This window comes from Streptomyces sp. NPDC005794, assembly GCF_042871445.1.
GTDB lineage: Bacteria > Actinomycetota > Actinomycetes > Streptomycetales > Streptomycetaceae > Streptomyces.
The window spans coordinates 68,486-90,725 of the sequence record NZ_JBIAIN010000029.1; the positions used below are offsets into that span (position 1 = coordinate 68,486).

Sequence of the window (22,240 nt, forward strand, 5' to 3'; positions counted from 1 at the left end):
GACCGCCGGACCTCTGGGAGTCGATGGCGCCGTCCGTGCGGACGGCTCGATGGACCCGGCCTGCGCGGACGGCCCGAACACTCCGCCCCGTACAGACGGGCGGGGGTGATTCTGCCAGGGCGGCAGGGTCCCCGAAACCTCGCGCTCAGCCCCCCAGCTCGACCAGGAGCGGGGACGCGTGCTCGCCGTCCACCGTCGTCAGCGACAGGACCGCGTGACCTGCGGGGAGTTGGTACGCGAGCTCCGACGCGGACCAGCGCTCCCGCTCGACCCGCCGCACGGTCACGGCGTCCCGGGTCACGGCCTTGCCGGTGACGAGCTTGCGCAACCCGTGCAGGGCGCGGGTGAACGGCTGGTCCGCGAAGACCGCGTGGTGGGCGACCTCGCGGGTCTCCACCCACTCCTTGCCCCAGACCTCGGCGAAGCGCTTGCCGTCCCAGGTGGTGATCCCGCTGAAGACCATGCAGCAGCCGACGGCACCGAGCAGCGGGGTGTGCAGCCCCTCGGGGACGTCGTCGACGGTGCGCAGCGTCAGGACCGCTCCCGCGTTGACCGACCGCAGCCGCCGGATGCCCCGGACGGTCTCGGCGGTGACGGTGTGCGTGGCGTCGTCCAGGACCAGGCAGACGAAGAGCGACCGGTCGGCGCGGGCGGCGGCGATCGCCGTGAACTGGGCGAGGACGAGCCGGGTGAGCAGCCGCGACGCCTCGGCGTGCGCCCGCTCCGGAAGGTCGATCCTGACCCGGAGCGGCAGGTGTTCGAGGGAACGCAGCGAGAAGGGCCGGGCCTCCTCACCGGTGGCGAAGAACGGCGCGAACGCGGGCCGGTCGAGCAGCGCGATCCGGTCGGCGAGCACCGGCCCGGGGTCGCCGGCTCCGCCCTTCTGCCGGGTGCGGGCGTCCAGCTCGCGCAGCATGGCCTGGTGGCCTCCCGCCCCGAGGGCCTCCCGCAGCGCGTCGATCGCGGCGAGGTCGCCGTCCAGGAGCTCCCGGAGCGCGGGCACGCCGGGGAAGTGCCCGTGGACGGCGCGGTAGGGGCCGAGCAGCTGGGCGAGCACAGTGGCGGCGCGCCTGCTGTCCAGGTGGGTCACGTCGCCGACCAGCCCCTCCGCGAGCACACTCGCGGCCTCGTCGGGGTCGGTCGTACCGCCGTACAGGTCGAAGTCGTGCACGGAGGACGGGTCACCGATCCGCACCACGACGTCGAACGCGTCGTCCGGGCCGAGCTCGCCCCCGGCGCCGCCGACGGCGAGCACCGCCGCCCGGCCGGCGAGTGCCTGCAGGGCGAGCGACTCGACGACCGGCCGCACCAGCCGGGCGGACTTGCCCGCGCCCGGCGGGCCGACCGCCAGCAGGGAGGTGCCCAGCAGGGCGGGTTCCAGGGCGAGGCCCGAACCGCGGCGGGCGTACGGGTTGTGCGGGTCGTCGGCGCAGCTGCCGAGACGGACCTGGCCGGTGAGCAGATCGTGCCGGGCGGTCCGGCTGGGCAGGTCCCGGGCACCCGAGGGGTGGAGCGCGGCGGCGCCGCCGGTGCGCAGGACGGCCTCGGTGAGCGCGTCGAGGCGCTCCGGGTGCCCCCGGCCCACCGTCCAGGCGTGGCGCAGGCGCGCGACGTCGACGTCATTCATCCGGCCGGTGCGCACCTCGGCGGTGAGTGCCTCGGCGGCGTCCGTCCGGCCCGCCGCGCGGAGCTCCGGCCACTGCTCCGGGGTGGGGGCTTCCGGGTGCGCGGAAGGGGCCTGGGGCGTCGCGGCGGCGCCCTTCCCGAACCGGTCGGCGACCAGCGCGCGCCAGTGGCCGAGGCGGGCGAACGGCCAGAGTACTCCGAGGGCGATCACGGTGTAGATCACGTTGACCACGGTCTGGCTCTGGTAGATCTCACCCCCCGCGACCGAGGCGACGAGGATCAGTACCGGCCGGACGAGCGGCACGGCGTCCTTCCACACGAGGAGCTCGGCCAGAGCGCCGCCGGCGGCGGTGGCCAGCCCGAGGAAGGGCTGCCCACGGCCGACGACATGGCGCCGGAAGATCTCGGACCAGTTGCCCAGGCGCCCGCAGCCGTAGATCAGGAGCCCGAAGAGGACGGCCTCGTAGACCGTGAGGGCGTCGGCGCCCTCGATCGTCCGGGGTCCGCCGAACGTACCGGCGTACCACCAGTCGCTGGGAGTGAACAGCTTCACCGGGACGAGCCGGTAGGGGATGTACCCGTTGCGCCAGAGCGACCACAGGAGCAGCCCGCAGAGTACGGAGATGAGCACCCCGACCAGCAGCGAGCGGTCGGACACCCCCTCGGGCTTCTCGGGCGGGCGCGGGGTGTGCCCGTAGCGCCATACGCCCGGTTCCCGCACGGGGCGCGGGGTGCGGAGCCACTCCTCGACACCGGCGTCGCCCGCCGGTGGGCGGCGGGGGTGCGGGGCATACGCGGGAGGTGGTGGCGCCGCACGCGGTGGCCCGGCAGGGCGGGGCACCCGGTCCGCGCCCGTGCCCCGTGCGTCGTACGTGCCTTCGGTGTCCATGAAGTGCTGCCCCCTGACCAGCCAGGTCCCGCCCTCTGCACCGGCCAATCTAGTGCCCGGGCGCGGGTAGTTCAGCCATGCGGGCGGATGACCCGACCGCGGGCTCCGTCCACGGCGGACACCGGCCCCGCCGGGGCATCTGTCCGCCACGGACAAGGACACGCCCCCACCACTCCCGATCGGAGCATGACCACTGCCCGCACCCGCCCCTAGCCTGCAGAAACAGAAGCGTCCGAAACACTCCCAGGAGCCCCTCATGTCCGACATCCCGCAGGAGCGCCGCGTCGTCACCGCCATCCCCGGCCCGAAGTCGGCCGCGCTGCAGGCCCGCCGTGTCGCGGCGGTCGCGGCAGGTGTGGGTTCCACGCTGCCGGTCTTCACCGCTCGGGCGGGCGGCGGAATCATCGAGGACGTGGACGGCAACCGGCTGATCGACTTCGGTTCCGGTATCGCCGTCACCTCGGTGGGCGCCTCCGCCGAGGCCGTCGTGCGCCGCGCCTCGGCACAGCTCGCCGACTTCACGCACACCTGTTTCATGGTCACGCCGTACGAGGGGTACGTCGAGGTCTGCGAGCAGCTCGCCGAGCTGACGCCGGGTGACCACGCCAAGAAGTCGGCGCTGTTCAACTCGGGTGCCGAGGCCGTCGAGAACGCCGTGAAGATCGCCCGCGCCTGGACCAAGCGCACCGCGGTCGTCGTCTTCGACCACGGCTACCACGGCCGGACGAACCTCACGATGGCGCTGACGGCGAAGAACATGCCGTACAAGCAGGGCTTCGGTCCGTTCGCGCCCGAGGTGTACCGCGTGCCGGTGGCGTACGGCTACCGCTGGCCGACCGGCGCCGAGAACGCCGGTGCCGAGGCGTCCGCGCAGGCCATCGACGAGATCACCAAGCAGATCGGCGCGGACAACGTCGCCGCGATCATCATCGAGCCGGTCCTCGGCGAGGGTGGTTTCATCGAGCCGGCCAAGGGCTTCCTCCCGGAGATCGCCCGGTTCGCGAAGGACAACGGCATCGTCTTCGTCGCGGACGAGATCCAGTCGGGCTTCTGCCGTACCGGCCAGTGGTTCGCCTGCGAGGACGAGGGCATCGTGCCCGACCTGATCACCACGGCCAAGGGCATCGCGGGCGGCCTTCCCCTCTCCGCGGTCACCGGCCGCGCCGAGATCATGGACGCCGCCCACGCCGGCGGCCTCGGCGGAACGTACGGGGGCAACCCGGTGGCCTGCGCGGGCGCGCTCGGCGCCATCGAGACGATGCGCGAGCTGGACCTGAACGGCAAGGCCAAGCGCATCGAGGAGGTCATGAAGGGCCGCCTCGCCGAGATGCAGTCGAAGCTCCCGAGCGGTGACGCCATCGGGGACATCCGCGGCCGGGGCGCCATGATCGCGATCGAGCTGGTGAAGCCGGGCACGAAGGAGCCCGACGCGGCCGCCGCGGGGGCACTGGCCAAGGCCTGCCACGCGGAAGGTCTGCTGGTCCTGACCTGTGGCACCTACGGCAACGTCCTGCGCTTCCTGCCGCCGCTCGTCATCGGCGAGGACCTGCTGAACGAGGGCCTGGACATCCTCGAGCAGGCGTTCGCGCGGCTCTGACGCGGGCGGATCACCCGGCGCCGGGCGTCGCTCTCCGGGCGAGGCCCGGCTCCCGGGTGGAGGCGTGTGAAGAAGGTGTGCGAGGGCGATGGCGGGATACCGTGGTCACTTCCGGTGCCTCCTTCCTCTGACGTACGGTCTCCCCAGATGAGAGAAACACCCCGCCCGCAGGGGACTGCGGGTGATGTCGGGCCGGGGCTCCCCCAGCGCCGTCCCGGCCGTGCCATCGCGCACACCGCTGGAGCTTCGGGCTCCGGGACTCCTCACCGATCGGATAGCCGCCCGCCCCACACCCCCCGGGGCGCGCGGCACACCGATCCGACCGGCCACCTCGGAACAATCCCCCCTGTTCCCCGGTGGCCGGTTCCTCTCGTTTCCACGGCCGGAGCGCTGCTGGCACTGTTCCTCGTGATCACCTGGCAGGTGCTGGCCGACGGCCCGCTGCTGGACCCCGACGAACGCCTCGGCCTGGAGCTTGCGGGGCGAGGTCCCGCCCCGCTCGCGGACTTCTTCGCCGATCTCGGCAACATGCAGGTCGCCCTGCCCGTACTGGCGTGCACCGTCCTCGTCGCCTGGTTCCGCCGCGCCCGGCGTGCGGCGCTGTACGCCGCCCTGGCCATGGCCGCCGTTCCGGCGCTCGTCGTCCCCCTCAAGCTGTGGACGGACCGGCAGGGGCCGCTGACCGAGGCGACGGGCTACTACCCCTCGGGCCATACGACCACGGCGATGGTGGCGTACGGGGCCGCGGCGCTGCTGCTGGCCCCGTATCTGAGGCGGTCATGGGTGACGCTCGTCGCCGCCGTCCTGCTGACGGCGGCGACGAGCGTCGGCCTGGTGCTGCGTGGCTACCACTGGCCGCTGGACGTGGTGGCCGGCTGGTGCCTCAGCGGGGTGCTGCTGCTGGCCCTGCACGCGGGCACGAGAAGCGGTCAGCCGCCGAAGTAGGACCGATCAGGTTGCCAGGACCTGTGGTGCCGCCTCACCTCCCACCGTGCGCGCCACGGGCGGCCGCGGCCTCGTGCAGGGCGAGCTCCAGGAGGGTCGCGTCGGTCAGCGCGCCGGAACCGTCCGGCGGGATCAGCCATCGCACCCCGCCCACGGTGCTGCCGGGCCGGGGGACGACGATCCACGTCCCCGCGCCGACGCCGCGGATGCCTGTCCCGATCCAGCGGGCCGCCGTACCCGGGGGCACGAAGAAGCCCATCCGGGAGGCGCCGAAGTCCGCGAGGACGGGGCCGGGCCTGTCGAGGAGCCGGGTGAGCACATCGAGCGTCGGATAGCCGAGCTCCCCCGGAACGAGCAGCACGTCCCAGCGCTTTCCGGCGGGGAGGAGCGCCATCCCCTGAGGGTTGCGCTCCCACTCCCTCCGGCAGGCACCCGGATCCGGTGCCACCGATGCGAGCCATACGACCGCGGCTTCCGCCCCCGTGCCGGTCATGGACTTCCTCCCTCTCCCTGTGGGCACCGGCAGGGTGCTGCCGGTGCGTTCAGGGGAGGGAGAGGGCCGGACCCGGATCATGACGCGGGTTCGGCTACCGATCGGTAGTGAGCTGGGTCACCGGGGCTCAGCTGTCGAAGCCGAGTCCCAGCCGGTCCATGGTCCGCAGCCACAGATTGCGGTGCCCGTGATGGCTGTCGGCGCGGGCGAGGGACCTCTTGGTGAGCTCGATCCCGGCCCAGGCGAACGGCTCGGGCGGGAAGGGCATCGGCTTGGAGCGGACCATGTCGAGTGCGGTCCGCTCGGTCTCCGTGCCCGAGAGGAGGTCGAGCATGACCTCGGCGCCGAAGCGTGTGGCTCCTACGCCCAGCCCGGTGTATCCGGCGGCGTACGCGACCCGTCCCCGGTGGGCTGTGCCGAAGAACGCGGAGAAGCGGGAACACGTGTCGATCGCCCCGCCCCAGGCGTGGCTGAACCGCACACCGGAGAGCTGGGGAAAGCACTCGAAGAACTGCCCGGCGAGTTTCAGGAAGGTCTCCGGCCGCTGGTCCAGCGAGGCGTTCAGGCGGCCGCCGTACGGATAGACGGCGTCGTATCCGCCCCACAGGATCCGGTTGTCCGCCGAGAGCCGGAAATAGTGGAACTGATTCGCGCTGTCCCCCAGTCCCTGACGGTCGTGCCAGCCGATCGAGGCGAGCTGATCCGCGCTCAGTGGCTCCGTCATCAGCGCGTAGTCGTACACCGGTACCGTGTACGGGCGCACCCGCCGCACCAGTGACGGGAAGATGTTGGTGCCGAGGGCGACGTCCCGTGCGAACACCCTGCCGTACGGGGTGCGCACCGCCACGCCGGCCCCCGACCGGACGATGTCGAGGCCCCGGGTGTGCTCGTGGATCCGTACGCCGAGACCCAGGCATGCCTCTTTGAGCCCCCAGGCGAGCTTCCCCGGATGCAGCATGGCGACGCCGCGCCGGTCCAGCAGACCGCCCAGGAATGTCGGTGAGTCGACATGGGAGCGCACCTGGTCGCGGTCCAGGAACTCGAGTCCGCCCAGACCGAGTTCCTCGGTCCTGCGGTGCCATTCCCGGAGCTCGTCGAGCTGGTGGGGCTGTGTGGCGACATCGATCTCGCCGGTGCGCTCGAAGTCGCAGTCCAGGGAGTAGCGGGCCACGGCCGCCTCGATGGCGTCGAGGTTCCGCGCGCCCAGCTCCTCCAGTTTCCCGATCTCGTCCGGCCAGCGCTCCAGGCCGTTGGCCAGGCCGTGGGTCAGCGAGGCGGCGCAGAACCCGCCGTTGCGGCCCGAGGCGGCCCAGCCCACCTCGTGGCCCTCGATGAGGACGACATCGCGCTCCGGGTCCCGTTCCTTGGCGAGCAGCGCGGTCCACAGTCCGCTGTAGCCGCCGCCGACGACCAGGAGATCGCACCGTTCGTCGCCGGTGAGTGCGGGAAGGGCACCGGGCTTTCCCGGGTCGTCGAGCCAGTACGCCAGGGGACGCGCGTCGGAGAGTGAGCGTGCGGCAGTACGCATGGCATCCGGGGCCATGGTTCCCAACTCCTTCGGGTGCTACTTTCCCGCGTTGTTCCTGCGCCGGTTCGCGATGAGCCGGCCGGAGAGGACCACCGCCACGGCGATGACGAACATGGCCGTGCCGATGACGTTGATCTGCACGGGCGTCCCGCGCTGCGCCGATCCCCAGACGAACATGGGGAACGTCACCGTGGAGCCCGCGTTGAAATTGGTGATGATGAAGTCATCGAAGGAGAGTGCGAAAGCGAGCAGCGCTCCCGCGGCGATTCCCGGGGCGGCGATCGGGAGGGTCACCCGCAGGAACGTCTGCACGGGGCCCGCGTACAGGTCGCGGGCGGCCTCCTCCAGCCTCGGGTCCATCGACATCACGCGTGCCTTGACGGCCGTCACCACGAAGCTGAGACAGAACATGATGTGGGCGATCAGCACGGTCCGGAAGCCGAGTTCGGCGCCCATGTTGAGGAAGAGCGTGAGCAGCGAGGCGGCCATGACGACCTCGGGCATCGCCATCGGCAGGAAGATGAGTGAGTTGATCGCGCCGCGGGCCCGGAAGCGGTAGCGGACCAGCGCGAAGGCGATCATCGTGCCGAGCACGGTCGCGCCGACGGTGGCCCAGAAGGCGATCCGCAGCGAGAGCGAGAGCGAACCGCAGAGGTCGGCGACGCCGCAGGGGTCCTTCCAGGCGTCCAGGGAGAACTCCTGCCAGGCGTAGTTGAAGCGCCCCCTCGGCCGGTTGAAGGAGAAGACCATGACGACGACGTTCGGAAGGATCATGTAGGCGAGGGTCAGCAGACCCGCGATCACGACCAGGTTCCGGCGAAGCAGGCGGAGTACGGGCATCAGACCAGGTCCTCCGTCCCGGAGCGGCGGATGTAGACGGTGACCACGAGCAGGACGACCGCCATGAGGATGAACGAGAGCGCGGCCGCCGTCGGGTAGTCCAGGACCCGCAGGAACTGGGTCTGGATGACGCTGCCGACCATCTTGGTGTCGGTGGAGCCGAGAAGTTCCGCGTTGACGTAGTCACCGCTGGCCGGGATGAACGTCAGCAGGGTGCCGGAGACGACCCCGGGCATGGACAGCGGCAGTGTCACCTTGCGGAAGGTGGTGGAGGGAGTGGCGTACAGATCGCTCGCGGCCTCGTGCAGCCGGCCGTCGATCCTTTCCAGCGAGGTGTAGAGCGGCAGGATCATGAACGGCAGGAAGTTGTACGTCAGACCGCAGACGACGGCCATGGGGGTGGCCAGGACCCGGTTGCTCTCGGTCCAGCCGAGCCAGGCGGTGACGTCCAGGACATGCAGGGTGTTCAGCACGTCGACGACCGCGCCGCCGTCCGCGAGGATCGTCTTCCAGGCCAGCGTCCGGATCAGGAAGCTGGTGAAGAACGGTGCGACGACCAGCACGAGCGCCAGGTTGCGCCAGCGGCCCGCCTTGAACGCGATCAGATAGGCGAGCGGGTAGCCGAGCAGCAGGCACAGGAGCGTGGCGGTGCCCGCGTACAGGAGGGACCGGACGAACTGCGGGTAGTAGTCCGCGAGCGCGTCCCAGTAGGTCCGGAAGTGCCAGGTGACCTGGAAGCCCTTCTCCAGGGATCCGGTCTGTACGGAGGTCGACGCCTGGTAGACCATCGGCAGCGCGAAGAAGACGAGCAGCCACAGGATGCCGGGGAGCAGCAGCCAGTAGGGGACGAGCCGCCTGCGGGTGGAGGGCTTGCGGACCTCGGCTTTCGCCGGATGCGCCGGCGGCGCCTCGGTGACGCTCACGCCGCTTCCTCCACGCCTTCCGCGCCGGCGGCTCCGGCGTCGATGGACTGGGCGGCGTCGAGTCCGAAGGTGTGCTCCGGGTTCCAGTGGAGGACGACGTCGGCGCCGGGGGCGAGCCGGCTGTCGCGCTCGATGTTCTGCTCGTAGACGTGGAGCGCCGTGCCGGCCGGGCTCTCGACGACGTACTGCGTGGAGACGCCGATGAAGCTGGAGTCGGTGATGCGGCCGGTGACCCGGTTGCGGCCGTCGGGTATCGCGGCCGCGTCGTCGGTGTGGGTGAGGGAGATCTTCTCGGGGCGGACTCCCACGAGCAGCTTCCCGCCGCTCTCGGCCGGGGACGGACAGCGCCCGCCGGGCAGCGTGAGCTTTCCTCCGCCGGCGGCGACCACGACGTCCGCGCCCGTGGAGAGGATCTCCCCCTCGATGAGGTTGGAGGTGCCGAGGAAGTTCGCCACGAAGGTGGTCCGGGGGTTCTCGTACAGATCGGCGGGGGCGCCGAGCTGTTCGACGCGGCCGCCGTTCATCACCGCGACGGTGTCGGCCATGGTCATGGCCTCCTCCTGGTCGTGGGTGACGTGGATGAACGTGATGCCGACCTCGGTCTGGATCCGCTTGAGTTCGAGCTGCATCCGGCGGCGCAGTTTGAGGTCGAGGGCGCCGAGGGGCTCGTCGAGGAGGAGGACCTGGGGGTGGTTGATGAGCGCGCGGGCCACGGCGACGCGCTGCTGCTGGCCGCCGGAGAGCTGATGCGGTCTGCGGTGTGCGAAGTCGCCGAGCTGGACGAGTTCCAGCATCTCGCCGACCTGCTTCTTCACGGACTTGATGCCGCGTCGGCGCAGGCCGAAGGCGATGTTCTCGCTGACGTCGAGGTGCGGGAAGAGCGCGTAGCTCTGGAAGACGGTGTTGACGGGCCGCTTGTACGGGGGCAGGCCGGTGATGTCGCGGCCGCCGAGCGAGACCGTGCCGGTGGTGGCCTCCTCCAGGCCCGCGATCATGCGCAGGGTGGTGGTCTTGCCGCAGCCGGACGCGCCGAGCAGCGCGAAGAAGGAACCCTGCGGGACGGTCAGGTCGAGGGGGTGCACTGCGGTGAAGGAGCCGTAGGTCTTGCTGATCCCGGTGAGACGGACGTCGCCGCCCGCTGTCTGCTGCTGTGTCATGGGTCGCGGTCCCAGTGGTGTCGGGGGAGATCGGGAAGGGGACGGGCCGGTCAGGCGCCGATGAGCGCGGCGAACTTCTCCTCGTACGCCGTCTCTTCCTCGGAGCTGAGGGAGCGGAAGGCATGAGACTTCGCGGCCATCGCCTTGTCGGGGAGGATCAGCGGGTTGGACGCCATCGACTCGTCGATCTTCGCGAGCTCACCGGCGACCCCGTCCACCGGACAGACGTAGTTGATGTAGGCGGCGAGCTGGGCCGCGACCGGGAGCTCGTAGTAGTGGTCCATGAGCTTCTCGGCGTTGGTCTTGTGCCGGGCCTGGGCCGGGACCAGCATGTTGTCGCTCGACGTGATGTAACCGGCGGACGGGATGGCGAACTTGATCGCCGGGTTGTCGGCCTGGAGCTGGATGATGTCCCCCGCCCAGGCCACACAGGCCGCGATGTCGCCCTTGCTCAGGTCCGCGGTGTAGTCGTTGCCGGTGAAGCGGCGTATCTGCTTCGTGTCGACGCCCTTCTGCATCCGGCCGATGGCCGCGTCGTAGTCGGCGTCCGTGAACGACCCGGGGTCCTTCCCCATGTCGAGGAGCGTCATGCCGACCGAGTCGCGCATCTCGGAGAGGAACGAGACCTTGCCCTTGAGCCGGGGGTCGTCGAGCAGCTGGGTGACGGAGTCGACCTTCCGGCCGCCGGTCGCCTTCTCGTTGTAGGCGATGACGGTCGGGATGCCGGTCCACGGATAGGAGTAGGCGCGTCCCGGATCCCAGTCGGGCCTACGGAACTGGGCCGACAGGTTCGCGAAGGCGTGCGGGAGGTTCGCGTGGTCGAGCTTCTGCGCCCAGCCGAGCCGGATGATGCGGGCGGCCAGCCAGTCGGTCACGATGATCAGGTCGCGGCCGGTGTCCTGCCCCGCCGCGAGCTGCGGCTTGATCTTCCCGAAGAACTCGACGTTGTCGTTGATGTCCTCGGTGTACTTGACCTTGATCCCGGTGCGTTTCGTGAACGCCTCCAGGGTCGGACGGCTCTTCTCGTCCTCACCGACGTCCATGTACTCGGTCCAGTTGGAGAAGTTGACCTGCTTCTCCGTCGCCGAGTGGTCGTCGGATGCCGCGGCTTCCCCTTCCCGCCCGGCGGGTGGGATGCCGCACGCGGTCAGCGCCCCGAGGCCGCCGAGCGCGAGGGCTGCCGTGCCCGACGCCCGGAGGAGCGAACGGCGGGTGAGGGCGCCCCTGCCGTTCGTGAGGCTGCGCCTCATGGCGGCCAGCTGTGGCGCGGAGAGGCGCTCGGGCTCGTACTGCTCCATACGCGTGTGCCCTTCCGGGTGGGTGGGGCCGTCGTGCGGCGGCCGCTGCTATCGGTCCCCGAAGACGGTGCGGTGCCAGTCCTTCCTGGCGACCGCGGTGTTGTCGTACATGACGTGCTTGACCTGCGTGTACTCCTCGAAGGAGTACGACGACATGTCCTTGCCGAAGCCGCTGGCCCCGTACCCGCCGTGCGGCATCTCGCTGATGACGGGGATGTGGTCGTTGATCCACACGCAGCCCGCCCTGAGCTCACGGGTGGCGCGGTTGGCCCGGTACAGACCGGTGGTCCAGGCGGAGGCTGCCAGTCCGTACGGGGTGTCGTTGGCGAGGCGGATTCCCTCGTCGTCGGTGTCGAAGGGCAGCACGACCAGGACGGGGCCGAAGATCTCCGAGGTGACGATCTCGCTGTCCTGGGCGGCGTCCGTGATGAGGGTCGGCCGGTAGTAGGCGCCGTCGGCGAGCTCGCCTCCGGGAGCCTCGCCGCCGGTGACGACGGTGGCGTAGGAGCGGGCACGGTCGACGAAGCCGGCGACCCTGTCGCGCTGCTGATGGCTGATCAGCGGACCGAGGTCGGTCGACGGGTCGAAGGGGTCACCGAGCCGTACGCTCTCCATCAGGGAGGCGACCCCGCTCACGAACGCGTCGTGGAGGGGGCGCTGGACGTAGGCGCGGGTGGCGGCCGTGCAGTCCTGGCCGGTGTTGATGAGGGCACCGGCGACCGCTCCGTGGACCGCGGCGTCGAGGTCGGCGTCGTCGAAGACGAGGAAGGGCGCCTTGCCGCCGAGTTCCAGGTGCAGCCGCTTGACGTTGGAGGTGGCGAGCGCGGCGACCCGCCTGCCGACGGCGGTGGACCCGGTGAAGGAGGTCATCGCGACGTCGGGGTGGCTCACGAGGTGTTCGCCCGCGTCCTGCCCGGCGCCGGAGACGATGTTGATCACGCCGTCGGGGAGCCCGGCCTCCGTGGCCGCCTGCGCGAACATCAGCGAGGTCAGCGGGGTGATCTCGGCGGGCTTCAGCACGATGGTGTTGCCTGCGGCGACGGCCGGAAGGATCTTCCAGGCCGCCATCTGGAGCGGGTAGTTCCACGGAGCGACGGAGCCGATGACCCCGAGGGGCTCGCGGCGTACGTAGGAGGTGTGGTCGCCGCTGTACTCGGCGGCCGACTTCCCTTCGAGGTGACGGGCGGCACCGGCGAAGAACGAGGTGTTGTCGACCGTGCCGGGGACGTCGAACCCGGTGGTGAGCTTGACGGGCTTGCCGCACTGCAGGGACTCGGCGTACGCGAGGTCCTCGGCCTGCCCGGCGAGCACGGCGGCGAAGCGGTGCAGCGCCTCAGACCGTTCGGCCGGGGTGAGCCCCGACCAGCCGGGGAACGCCTCGCGGGCGGCGGCCACTGCGGCGTCGACGTCGTCGGTGCCCGCCAGTTCGTAGCGGTGGAGCGTTCGTCCCGTGGCGGGGTCGGTCACGTCCTGGTGGCGTCCCGATGTGCCGGGGCGCAGCCGGCCGCCGATGTACTGCGCACCTGCGGCGAAGCGGTCCTGCACCTGGAAGCCGTTGCCCATGACGTTCTCCTCCGCTGCCCCGTGTGACCAGGGGCGGCGTAGCTCCTCGTCGAATTGACTGCCGATCCTGACAGAGGAGACCTCCACCAACAAGTGATTCCGTTGTTTCCTTTTGGTTACGCAACGGAATCTGTCGACGATGTGTCTCGCGTGTGCGGAAAACCCTGTACTCGCTGTCAGTGGCGGATGCCAGACTCGGCTGTCATGGGACAGGAACACATGGGCGGTCTCCTGGCGCGCACGGCCCGCGGGGAGAAGGTGAAGTACCTGCCGTTCTGGGGGCATCGGCCCCGCTCGGACGGCAGGCTCGGGGAGAGCTGCCTCAGTCAGTGGTGGCCGGCGCCGTTCACGGTCGATTCGGTGACCTACGCCTCGGCCGAGCACTGGATGATGGCCGGCAAGGCGCGGCTCTTCGGGGACGCGGAGGGGGAGGCCCGGGCCGTGGCGGCGAGCAGTCCGGCGGCGGCCAAGAGGGTGGGCCGGCTCGTCAAGGACTTCGACGACGGCGTATGGGAGCGGGAGCGGTTCGCCCTGGTGGTCGCGGGCAGCGTGCACAAGTTCGGCCAGGATCCGGCTCTGCGGGCGTACTTGCTGGGCACCGGCGAGCGCGTGCTCGTCGAGGCCAGTCCGATGGACCGGATATGGGGCATCGGTCTCGCCAAGGACGATCCGCGCGCCGCGGACCCGGCGTCCTGGCGGGGGCTCAATCTGCTGGGATTCGCGCTCATGGAGGCGCGGACACGGCTGCGCGCGGGGTGACGCGGCGCGTGGCCGGACCCGGGACGTGCTTCCCCCGGCCCGGCCACGGGCGTCCGTTCACCGCGGGTCAGCGGGAGACGCCGACGACCAGTGACGTGGCGTAGGGGTCGTCGTAGTCGTAGTCACTGCCCGACTCGTCGTTGGCGACGGCCCAGATCAGGAATCCGAGGAAGATCGCGCTGATGACGATCGAGATCGAACCGAGGATGATCCCGGCGAGTGCCATGCCCCCGTTGGTCGCCTCGCCGCGCTTGGCGCGGCCCCGGCCGATGATGCCGAAGATCAGGGCGAGGATGCCCAGGATGATGCCGAACCCCCACATGCAGAAGCCGGCCACGGCGATGATGCCGAGGACCATCGCCGCGATGCCCAGCCCGTTCGCGGGCGCCGGGCCCCAGGGCTGCTGGCCGCCGTAGCCGGGGTAGCCCGGGTAACCGTACGAAGCCGAAGGGGCGGCCGGAGCGGCCGGGTAGCCGTACGCCGCCGAGGGCGCGGCGGGAGCGGCCGGATAGCCGTAAGGGCCGGGCTCCCCCGGCCCGTTCGGCCCGACCGGCGGCGCGGGCACCGGGGGCTGCGGGCCGAACGATCCGGCCGGTCCGGGTATGGGACCGGTGCCCGCGTCGGCGCCCGGCATCGACGTGACCGTGGGCTGGTCGTGCACCGCGGGCGGGACCGCGTCCGCGGGCTGCTTGCCGAGCTCGACCCTGCTGTCCGGCGGAGCCCACGGATTGCGCGGCGCGCCCTCGCCCCCGGGCTGCTGTGTGTTGTCTGACATGGGCCTCCCCCATCGTGGTTCCGCCATGCTACGGCCCGGCCTCCGGCCGAAGAGCCCCGCCTTACGATGATCGGTGCCGCCGGGACGCCCGGCGGTGAAAAGAGATCCGGGAGTATCCGATGAACGATCTGCACCCCTTCATCGCGGGGCTGCCCAAGGCCGAGCTCCACGTCCACCACGTCGGGTCGGCCTCGCCCCGCATCGTGGCCGAACTGGCGGCCCACCACCCCGACTCCAAGGTCCCCACGGACCCGGAGGCTCTGTCGGACTTCTTCACCTTCACCGACTTCGGGCACTTCATCGACGTCTATCTCTCGGTGGTGGACCTGGTCCGCACCCCCGAGGACGTCCGGCTGCTGACCTTCGAGATCGCGCGGGACATGGCACGGCAGAACATCCGGTACGCGGAGTTGACCGTCACCCCCTTCAGCTCGACCCGTCGGGGGATCCCGGAGCAGGGCTTCATGGAGGCCATCGAGGACGCCCGCAAGGCCGCCGAGGCCGAGCTCGGTGTCGTCCTGCGCTGGTGCTTCGACATCCCTGGCGAGGCCGGGCTCGAGGCCGCCGAGGAGACCACCCGGCTCGCCGTGGACCTGCGGCCCGAGGGCCTGGTCTCCTTCGGTCTCGGCGGCCCCGAGGTCGGTGTGGAACGTCCGCGGTTCAAGCCCTACTTCGACCGTGCGATCGCCGCGGGGCTGCACTCCGTCCCGCACGCCGGTGAGACCACGGGCCCGCAGACCGTCTGGGACGCGCTGACCGCGCTGCGCGCGGAGCGCATCGGCCACGGCACCAGCTCCGCCCAGGATCCGAAGCTGCTGGCCCACCTCGCCGAGCACCGCATCGCCCTGGAGGTCTGCCCGACGTCGAACATCGCCACCCGGGCGGTCGCGGACCTCGACCGGCACCCGATGAGGGAGATGGTGGAGGCGGGCGTACTCGTCACGGTCAACAGCGACGACCCGCCCATGTTCGGCACCGACCTCAACAACGAGTACGGGGTGGCGGCCCGGCTGCTCGGCCTGGACGAGCGCGGAGTGGCCGATCTGGCGAAGAACGCCGTGGAGGCCTCGTTCCTGGACCCGGCCGGCAAGCGGACACTGGCCGCCGAGATCGACACCTACACGACGAACTGGCTGGAGGCCGGGCCCGTGATCCCTCCGGTCACAATCTCCTCATGACCACCACCGTCACCGCCGTGGCCCACCGCGGCGATCCCTACCGTGCCCGTGAGAACACCCTCCCCTCGATCCGGTCCGCCGTGGAACGGGGGGCGGACGCGGTCGAGATCGATGTCCGTGTCACCCGGGACAGGGTGCCCGTGCTGCTCCACGACTCCACGCTGAAGCGCCTGTGGGGCCACGACATCCGCCTCGACCGGCTGGATCGGTCGGAGTTGACGGAGTCGACCGGCGGCGGGGTGCCGACCCTGCGGGAGGCGCTGTCCGCCGCCGGTGACCGCCGGATCATGGTCGACCTGCCCGGCGCGACCGACGCGTCCGTACGGGAGATCGTCGGTGTGGTGCGGGAGTGCGGGGCGCGGGAGCGCGTGTACTACTGTGCGGACACGCACGCGATGCTGAAGGTGCGCGCGGCCGATCCGTCCGCCGAGATCGCGCTGACCTGGACGACACTCGCGCCGCCACGCCCCGTGCTGCTCGAAGCGGTGCGACCGCGCTGGCTGAACTACCGTTTCGGGCTGCTGAGCCGCGAGCTGGCCGACCGGGTCCACTCCGACGGGCTGCTGGTCTCGGCCTGGACGGTGGACACCCGTCGCACGATGCGCCGGCTGCTCGCGTACGGCGTCGACTCGATCACCACCAACCGGATCGAAGCGCTCCGCTCGCAGTTGGCCAACTCCCCTTCGACCGGCACCTCTTGATCAGCCCGGGCGTCATGGGCGGTCCGTACGGTCCGTGATCCCAGGATCAGACGTGACCGAGTCCGACCCCCGCGCCACACCCTCCCGTGTTCGCGCCGGCATCGCCCACAACGCCCGGGTGGGGAACTACTGGCTGGGTGGCGGCGACCACTACCCCGTCGACCGCGTGGTGGGTGACCGGGTCACCGGGCCTACGACGGAGTTCCGCTCCTCGGAGGTGATGTCACGGGCGACGGCCGGCCGTTCACGCGTCCCCGGCGTCGGACGACCAGCGGGTCCCCCCGGGGGAGACCGAACGGCCGGCCCGCCCCCGGGGAACGCGAACGGCCTCTCGAACTCGCCAGGAGCCCGGGACCGTTCGCGTACGCGGCGTCGCTCAGTCGTCGAGCGAGGTCATGACGTGCTTGATCCGGGTGTAGTCCTCGAAGCCGTACGCGGAGAGGTCCTTGCCGTAGCCGGACTTCTTGAACCCGCCGTGCGGCATCTCGGCGACGAGCGGGATGTGGGTGTTGATCCACACGCAGCCGAAGTCGAGCTTCTTGGACATCCGCATCGCGCGGGAGTGGTCCTTGGTCCACACCGAGGAGGCCAGGGCGTACTCGACGCCGTTGGCGTACTCGACGGCCTGGGCCTCGTCCGTGAAGGACTGGACGGTGATGACGGGGCCGAAGACCTCGTGCTGGACGATCTCGTCGTCCTGCCGGAGGCCGGAGACCACGGTCGGGGCGTAGAAGTAGCCCTTGTCACCGACCCGGTGGCCGCCCGCCTCGACCTTGGCGTGTGCGGGGAGCCGCTCGATGAACCCGCTGACCTGCGCCAGCTGGTTGGCGTTGTTGAGCGGTCCGTACAGCACGTCCTCGTCGTCCGGCAGGCCGGTCTTCGTGTCGGCCGCCGCCTTGGCGAGCGCGGTGACGAACTCGTCGTGGATGGACTCGTGGACCATGACGCGGGTCGCGGCCGTACAGTCCTGGCCCGCGTTGAAGTAACCCGCGACGGAGATGCCCTCGACGGCCTTGGCGATGTCGGTGTCCTCGAACACGACGACGGGGGCCTTGCCGCCGAGCTCCAGGTGGACCCGCTTGACGTCCTTCGCGGCGGACTCGGCGACCTGCATACCGGCCCGTACGGAGCCGGTGATGGAGGCCATCGCGGGGGTCGGGTGCTCGACCATCGCACGGCCGGTCCCACGGTCGCCGCAGAGGACGTTGAAGACACCCTTGGGCAGGATCTGCCCGATGATCTCGGCGATCAGCACGGTCGACGCCGGAGTGGTGTCGGACGGCTTGATGACGACGGTGTTGCCCGCGGCGAGCGCCGGGGCGAACTTCCACACGGCCATCATCATCGGGTAGTTCCACGGCGCCACCTGGGCGCAGACACCCACCGGCTCGCGCCGGACGATGGAGGTCAGCCCCTCCATGTACTCGCCGGCCGAGCGGCCTTCGAGCAGCCGGGCGGCGCCCGCGAAGAAGCGGATCTGGTCCACCATCGGCGGGATCTCTTCGGTACGGGTGAGCTCCAGCGGCTTGCCGGTGTTCTCCGACTCGGCCGCGATGAGGTCCTCGGCCCGCTCCTCGAAGGCGTCCGCGATCTTCAGCAGTGCCCTCTGGCGCTCGGCGGGCGTCACGTCACGCCAGGCGGGGAACGCGGCGGCCGCGGCTTCCATGGCGGCATCGACGTCGGCCTGTCCGGACAGCGGTGAGGTCGCGTAGACCTCTTCCGTCACCGGGTTGACCACATCGATGGTCCGCCCGTCCGCGGCGTCCCGGAACTCTCCGTTGATGTAGTTGCGCAGACGGCGCACCTCGGTGGTCACAACCACCCCTCCTGTCAGCTGTCCGATGGGTGAGACCCCAACACTAGACCGTCAGGTGACGCTTTCGACATACCCACCCGCCGCGAACTTCGGATTCAGTGACATCCGGATGCCCAAACAACGAATTTCATCGATTCGGGCTTGCCAGACAGACGAGGCGCCGTGCAGAGTGGGGGCGTGGCCAGTCGCAGCGCAGACTCCAGGACCGGGAACGGATCGGCACCAGCGGTCGATGCCGTGTCCCTCGCAATCATCGAGCAGCTCCAGGAGGACGGACGTCGGCCGTACGCCGCGATCGGCAAGGCCGTGGGCCTGTCCGAAGCGGCCGTACGCCAGCGCGTCCAGAAGCTGCTCGATCAGGGCGTGATGCAGATCGTCGCCGTCACCGACCCGCTCACCGTGGGGCTGCGGCGCCAGGCGATGGTCGGGATCAACGTCGAGGGCGACCTCGACCCCGTGGCCGAGGCCCTCTCAGCCATGGCCGAGTGCGAGTACGTGGTGATGACCGCGGGCTCCTTCGACCTCATGGTGGAGATCGTCTGCGAGGACGACGACCACCTGCTGGAGACGATCAACAAACGCATCCGGGCCATTCCCGGTGTGCGCTCCACCGAGAGCTTCGTCTACCTCAAGCTCAAGAAGCAGACCTATATGTGGGGAACCCGATAGCCGTGAGCAAGGACCTCAGCCGAACCGCGTACGACCACCTGTGGATGCACTTCACCCGCATGTCGGACTACGAGAACGCGCCCGTTCCCACCATCGTGCGTGGCGAGGGCACCTACATATACGACGACAAGGGCAAGCGTTACCTCGACGGTCTCTCCGGCCTGTTCGTCGTCAACGCCGGACACGGCCGCCACGAGCTCGCCGAGACGGCGTACAAGCAGGCGCAGGAGCTGGCCTTCTTCCCGATCTGGTCGTACGCCCACCCCAAGGCGGTCGAGCTCGCCGAGCGGCTCGCGGACTACGCGCCGGGCGATCTCAACAAGGTCTTCTTCACCACGGGCGGCGGCGAGGCCGTGGAGACGGCCTGGAAGCTGGCCAAGCAGTACTTCAAGCTCAAGGGCAAGCCGACCAAGTACAAGGTCATCTCGCGTGCCGTCGCCTACCACGGCACCCCGCAGGGCGCCCTGTCGATCACCGGTCTGCCCGCGCTCAAGGCCCCGTTCGAGCCGCTGGTCCCCGGCGCGCACAAGGTGCCGAACACCAACATCTACCGAGCCCCGCTCTTCGGTGACGACCCGGAGGCCTTCGGGCGCTGGGCCGCCGACCAGATCGAGCAGGAGATCCTGTTCGAGGGCCCGGACACCGTCGCCGCGGTCTTCCTGGAGCCCGTGCAGAACGCCGGCGGCTGCTTCCCGCCGCCGCCCGGTTACTTCCAGCGCGTGCGTGAGATCTGTGACCGGCACGACGTGCTGCTCGTCTCCGACGAGGTCATCTGCGCGTTCGGCCGCCTCGGCACGATGTTCGCCTGCGACAAGTTCGACTACGTCCCCGACATGATCACCTGCGCCAAGGGCATGACCTCGGGCTACTCCCCCATCGGCGCGTGCATCATCTCCGACCGGCTGGCCGAGCCGTTCTACGAGGGCGGCAACACCTTCCTGCACGGCTACACCTTCGGCGGCCACCCGGTCTCCGCCGCGGTCGGTCTCGCCAACCTCGACATCTTCGAGCGCGAGGGCCTCAACCAGCACGTCCTGGACCACGAGAACGCGTTCCTGACGACGCTGCAGAAGCTGCACGACCTCCCGATCGTCGGTGACGTCCGCGGCAACGGCTTCTTCTACGGCATCGAGCTGGTGAAGGACAAGGCCACCAAGGAGACGTTCACCGACGAGGAGACCGAGCGCGTCCTGTACGGCTTCCTCTCCAAGGAGCTGTACGAGAACGGCCTCTACTGCCGGGCCGACGACCGCGGAGACCCGGTCGTCCAGCTCGCGCCGCCGCTGATCTCCGACCAGTCGACCTTCGACGAGATCGAGGGCATTCTGCGCGGCGTCCTGACGGAGGCCTGGGCGAAGCTCTGACCGGCACCACCGACTGCCGCCGCCTGCCACCGGCACGGCTTCCAGCAGTCATTTCATCCGGACCACGCGGCCCGGATGCACCTGTTCGAGTGGGAAGGGGGCATCCGGGGCCGCGTACTGTCCCGACACCCCGCTCCAGCTGCCTAGCGTGCCAAGTGACCGATCAGCTCTGTTTTCGTTGTATTCGTCCCCCCGTGCGGGAGACGGGAAATCTGATCCGAACCGAGGTGTACGCCATGGTGGCCCCGCCCGACAACGACGTGATCTGGGCACATTCCCTGCACCACTCCCACAACGGATCGCCGGGGCTCAGCGGGGTCTCGCTCGGTGTCCGCGACGGCGAGATCCTCGCCGTGACCGGGCCCCGCGGGTGCGGGAAGACGACACTGCTGCACTGCCTCTCCGGCCAGCTCGTGGCCCAGCAGGGTGAGGTCTGGTTCAACAGCGTGCCCGTGCACACCATGGGCCCCCGGCTCCGGGAACAGCTCCGCCGGGACAGATTCGGCTGGATCGCGGCCGAGCCGCAGCTCGTACCCGAGCTCAGCACCTGGGAGAACACCGCCCTGCCGCTGCTGCTGCGGGGCGTCTCGCACCGGGCGGCGAAGAAGGCCGCCATCGAGTGGCTGGAGCGCCTGGACATCGGCCCGCTCGCCAAGGAGCGGCCGAACACCCTGCTCCAGGCGCAGCGCCAGCGGATCTCCGTGGCCCGCGCGCTGGCCGCTTCTCCGTCCGTGATCTTCGCGGACGAGCCGACCGCGACGCTGCACCACGCCGAGCGCGCACAGCTCCTGCGCACCCTCACCACGGCGGCGCGGTCCCACGGGATCACCGTCGTGCTCGCCACCCACGACGCGGAGGTCGCCGCGCTCGCCGACCGGGTGGTCGGCCTGCTGGACGGCCGCCGCGTCACCACCGTCTCCCTGCCCGCCGCGTCCGATACGGAAGGCCGCTCGGCGTGCTCGCTCTCCGTCTGACCCGCGGCTCGCACCCCCTCGTCCTGATGCGGCGTCTGCTCCTGGCCGCCGCGTCGGCCGGGGTCGGCTTCCTGCTCCTGTGCACCCTGGGATACGCCTCCGGGCACCCGGCGCACGCGTCGAGCTCCGTACTACGGCTGCTGTGGTGCGCCGTACCGCTCGCCGCGACCGTCCAGTTCGCGGTGGCGGTCGCGCGTACGGATCCGAGCACCCGCCCGCGGCCCGGGCTCTTCGCCGCCGGTCTCGGCCCGGCCCGTCTCTCCGTGCTGGCGGCGATCTCGACGGCGGTGTCCACCACGCTGGGATCGGTGGTCGCGCTGCTCTTCTTCCTCCATCTGCGGGGCGATCTGACCGGTCTGCCGTTCGACGGCGGCGCCGCCGAGTTCCTGGGCGCGGGCACCCCGCTGCCCCTCGCCGCGGCACTCACGCTGCTGGCCCTGGTGCCGCTGGCCTCGTCCACGGCCGGCGGGCTGGCGCTGCGCTCCAGGCCGGTCGCGCCGTCCGAGGCCCAGGAGGCCGAGGAGGACCTCGCACCCGCCCCGACCCCGACAGGGCTGCCCTGGGGAGTCGCGCTCACCGCGGCCGGACTCGCGGTCGAGGCGTACGCGAGCCGCGGCTCGGCGGGCAGCCCGTTCCCGCTGCCGGGCCGGCTGGACTCCACCCCCGCCGCCGTGCTCGCGGGCTGGGTCCTCACCGCGATCGGCCTGGCCATGGCGGGGCCTGGCCTCACCCATCTGTGCGGACGGCTGCTCCAGGCGGTGCGCCCCGGCGCCGTACGGCTGCTGGCGGGCAGGGTCCTGATGGACGAGGCGACCCGGATCGGCCGCCCGCTGGGGATCGTCTGCGCGGTGCTGTCCGGGGTCGTCGCGGCCTCCGTACTCCGCACCGGCGGAGCTCGTCCCTTCGGCCCGCTCACCGCGCTCGGCGCCGTACTCGTCCTCGGCTGCACCACGGCGACCCTGCTGACCACGGCGCTGGAGGCCCGGCAGGCCCGTACCCGTACGGCCAGGACCCTGCTGCGGCTCGGCGCCCCCGCCGCCGCACTCCGGTCCGCCGCCGCCCTCAGGGCGCTGGTGCTGCTGGTCGCCTTCGCCCCGCTGACCTGGGCGATCGCGGAGCTGGCAGCGCTGCCTCTGACGGGGTGA

General features: G+C 70.7%; 19 protein-coding genes and 1 pseudogene. 10 read left to right on the forward strand and 10 right to left on the reverse strand.

Annotated features, from left to right (window positions below; all coding sequences use genetic code 11):
• Nucleotides 1–145 precede the first annotated feature (145 nt).
• Nucleotides 146–2,515, reverse strand: a complete 2,370-nt coding sequence (locus ACFYQ5_RS33305; protein WP_389203054.1) for an ATP/GTP-binding protein — start codon at nt 2,513–2,515, stop codon at nt 146–148.
• Nucleotides 2,516–2,771: 256 nt separating this feature from the next.
• Here ACFYQ5_RS33305 and gabT point away from each other — a divergent pair, with 256 nt between their 5' ends.
• Complete coding sequence (gene gabT / locus ACFYQ5_RS33310; protein ID WP_389203056.1) at nt 2,772–4,112, forward strand: 4-aminobutyrate--2-oxoglutarate transaminase; 1,341 nt, start codon at nt 2,772–2,774, stop codon at nt 4,110–4,112.
• A gap of 147 nt (nt 4,113–4,259) precedes the next feature.
• A complete protein-coding gene (locus ACFYQ5_RS33315; RefSeq protein WP_389203058.1) occupies nt 4,260–5,057 on the forward strand; it encodes a phosphatase PAP2 family protein in 798 nt (265 codons plus the stop codon).
• Between the two features lie 34 nt (nt 5,058–5,091).
• Here ACFYQ5_RS33315 and ACFYQ5_RS33320 read toward each other — a convergent pair whose 3' ends face one another.
• The 7 genes from ACFYQ5_RS33320 to ACFYQ5_RS33350 all read right to left on the reverse strand — a co-directional run bounded on the left by ACFYQ5_RS33320 (nt 5,092) and on the right by ACFYQ5_RS33350 (nt 12,859).
• Complete coding sequence (locus ACFYQ5_RS33320; RefSeq protein ID WP_389203059.1) at nt 5,092–5,550, reverse strand: hypothetical protein; 459 nt, start codon at nt 5,548–5,550, stop codon at nt 5,092–5,094.
• Between the two features lie 127 nt (nt 5,551–5,677).
• Nucleotides 5,678–7,093, reverse strand: coding sequence for an NAD(P)/FAD-dependent oxidoreductase (locus tag ACFYQ5_RS33325; protein ID WP_389203060.1), 1,416 nt, complete (start codon nt 7,091–7,093; stop codon nt 5,678–5,680).
• A 21-nt stretch (nt 7,094–7,114) separates the two neighbouring features.
• A complete protein-coding gene (locus ACFYQ5_RS33330) occupies nt 7,115–7,918 on the reverse strand; it encodes an ABC transporter permease (RefSeq protein ID WP_389203061.1) in 804 nt (267 codons plus the stop codon).
• A complete protein-coding gene (locus ACFYQ5_RS33335) occupies nt 7,918–8,841 on the reverse strand; it encodes an ABC transporter permease (protein ID WP_389203063.1) in 924 nt (307 codons plus the stop codon). Before ACFYQ5_RS33335 ends, ACFYQ5_RS33330 begins: the two co-directional genes overlap by 1 nt.
• A complete protein-coding gene (locus tag ACFYQ5_RS33340) occupies nt 8,838–9,998 on the reverse strand; it encodes an ABC transporter ATP-binding protein (protein ID WP_389203064.1) in 1,161 nt (386 codons plus the stop codon). The genes ACFYQ5_RS33335 and ACFYQ5_RS33340 overlap by 4 nt, the downstream gene beginning before the upstream one ends.
• A 50-nt stretch (nt 9,999–10,048) precedes the next feature.
• Nucleotides 10,049–11,296, reverse strand: a complete 1,248-nt coding sequence (locus ACFYQ5_RS33345; protein WP_389203066.1) for a spermidine/putrescine ABC transporter substrate-binding protein — start codon at nt 11,294–11,296, stop codon at nt 10,049–10,051.
• Nucleotides 11,297–11,344: 48 nt separating this feature from the next.
• The gene (locus ACFYQ5_RS33350) at nt 11,345–12,859 is read right to left on the reverse strand and encodes a gamma-aminobutyraldehyde dehydrogenase (RefSeq protein ID WP_389203086.1); all 1,515 of its coding nucleotides are present in this window, start codon (nt 12,857–12,859) and stop codon (nt 11,345–11,347) included.
• A 219-nt stretch (nt 12,860–13,078) separates the two neighbouring features.
• Here ACFYQ5_RS33350 and ACFYQ5_RS33355 point away from each other — a divergent pair, with 219 nt between their 5' ends.
• Nucleotides 13,079–13,618, forward strand: a complete 540-nt coding sequence (locus ACFYQ5_RS33355) for an NADAR family protein (protein WP_389203088.1) — start codon at nt 13,079–13,081, stop codon at nt 13,616–13,618.
• A 67-nt stretch (nt 13,619–13,685) separates the two neighbouring features.
• Here the strand turns inward: ACFYQ5_RS33355 and ACFYQ5_RS33360 are convergent, their stop codons facing one another.
• Nucleotides 13,686–14,393 carry a DUF4190 domain-containing protein gene (locus tag ACFYQ5_RS33360; RefSeq protein ID WP_389203067.1) on the reverse strand — a complete coding sequence of 236 codons (708 nt, stop codon included), beginning with the start codon at nt 14,391–14,393 and terminating at the stop codon, nt 13,686–13,688.
• Nucleotides 14,394–14,512: 119 nt separating this feature from the next.
• Here ACFYQ5_RS33360 and ACFYQ5_RS33365 point away from each other — a divergent pair, with 119 nt between their 5' ends.
• From ACFYQ5_RS33365 to ACFYQ5_RS33375, 3 genes and pseudogenes are all read left to right on the forward strand, one after another.
• Nucleotides 14,513–15,571, forward strand: a complete 1,059-nt coding sequence (locus ACFYQ5_RS33365) for an adenosine deaminase (RefSeq protein WP_389203069.1) — start codon at nt 14,513–14,515, stop codon at nt 15,569–15,571.
• Nucleotides 15,568–16,272: a glycerophosphodiester phosphodiesterase gene (locus ACFYQ5_RS33370; protein ID WP_389203070.1), complete on the forward strand. Its 705-nt coding sequence runs from the start codon at nt 15,568–15,570 to the stop codon at nt 16,270–16,272. The genes ACFYQ5_RS33365 and ACFYQ5_RS33370 overlap by 4 nt, the downstream gene beginning before the upstream one ends.
• 52 nt (nt 16,273–16,324) lie before the next feature.
• Nucleotides 16,325–16,495 (forward strand): annotated as a pseudogene (locus ACFYQ5_RS33375) (SAM-dependent methyltransferase); the annotation flags it as partial.
• Between the two features lie 153 nt (nt 16,496–16,648).
• On the opposite strand, the gene ACFYQ5_RS33380 reads toward ACFYQ5_RS33375, so the two are convergent.
• Complete coding sequence (locus tag ACFYQ5_RS33380) at nt 16,649–18,088, reverse strand: gamma-aminobutyraldehyde dehydrogenase (protein ID WP_389203072.1); 1,440 nt, start codon at nt 18,086–18,088, stop codon at nt 16,649–16,651.
• Between the two features lie 177 nt (nt 18,089–18,265).
• Between ACFYQ5_RS33380 and ACFYQ5_RS33385 the strand changes: the two genes are divergently transcribed.
• The 4 genes from ACFYQ5_RS33385 to ACFYQ5_RS33400 all read left to right on the forward strand — a co-directional run bounded on the left by ACFYQ5_RS33385 (nt 18,266) and on the right by ACFYQ5_RS33400 (nt 22,240).
• Entirely contained in the window at nt 18,266–18,757 is a 492-nt protein-coding gene (locus ACFYQ5_RS33385; protein ID WP_187355837.1) for an Lrp/AsnC family transcriptional regulator, read from the forward strand.
• Nucleotides 18,742–20,121, forward strand: coding sequence for an aspartate aminotransferase family protein (locus ACFYQ5_RS33390; RefSeq protein ID WP_389203073.1), 1,380 nt, complete (start codon nt 18,742–18,744; stop codon nt 20,119–20,121). Before ACFYQ5_RS33385 ends, ACFYQ5_RS33390 begins: the two co-directional genes overlap by 16 nt.
• Nucleotides 20,122–20,357: 236 nt before the next feature.
• Nucleotides 20,358–21,095, forward strand: coding sequence for an ABC transporter ATP-binding protein (locus ACFYQ5_RS33395; protein ID WP_389203074.1), 738 nt, complete (start codon nt 20,358–20,360; stop codon nt 21,093–21,095).
• Entirely contained in the window at nt 21,077–22,240 is a 1,164-nt protein-coding gene (locus ACFYQ5_RS33400) for a hypothetical protein (RefSeq protein ID WP_389203075.1), read from the forward strand. The genes ACFYQ5_RS33395 and ACFYQ5_RS33400 overlap by 19 nt, the downstream gene beginning before the upstream one ends.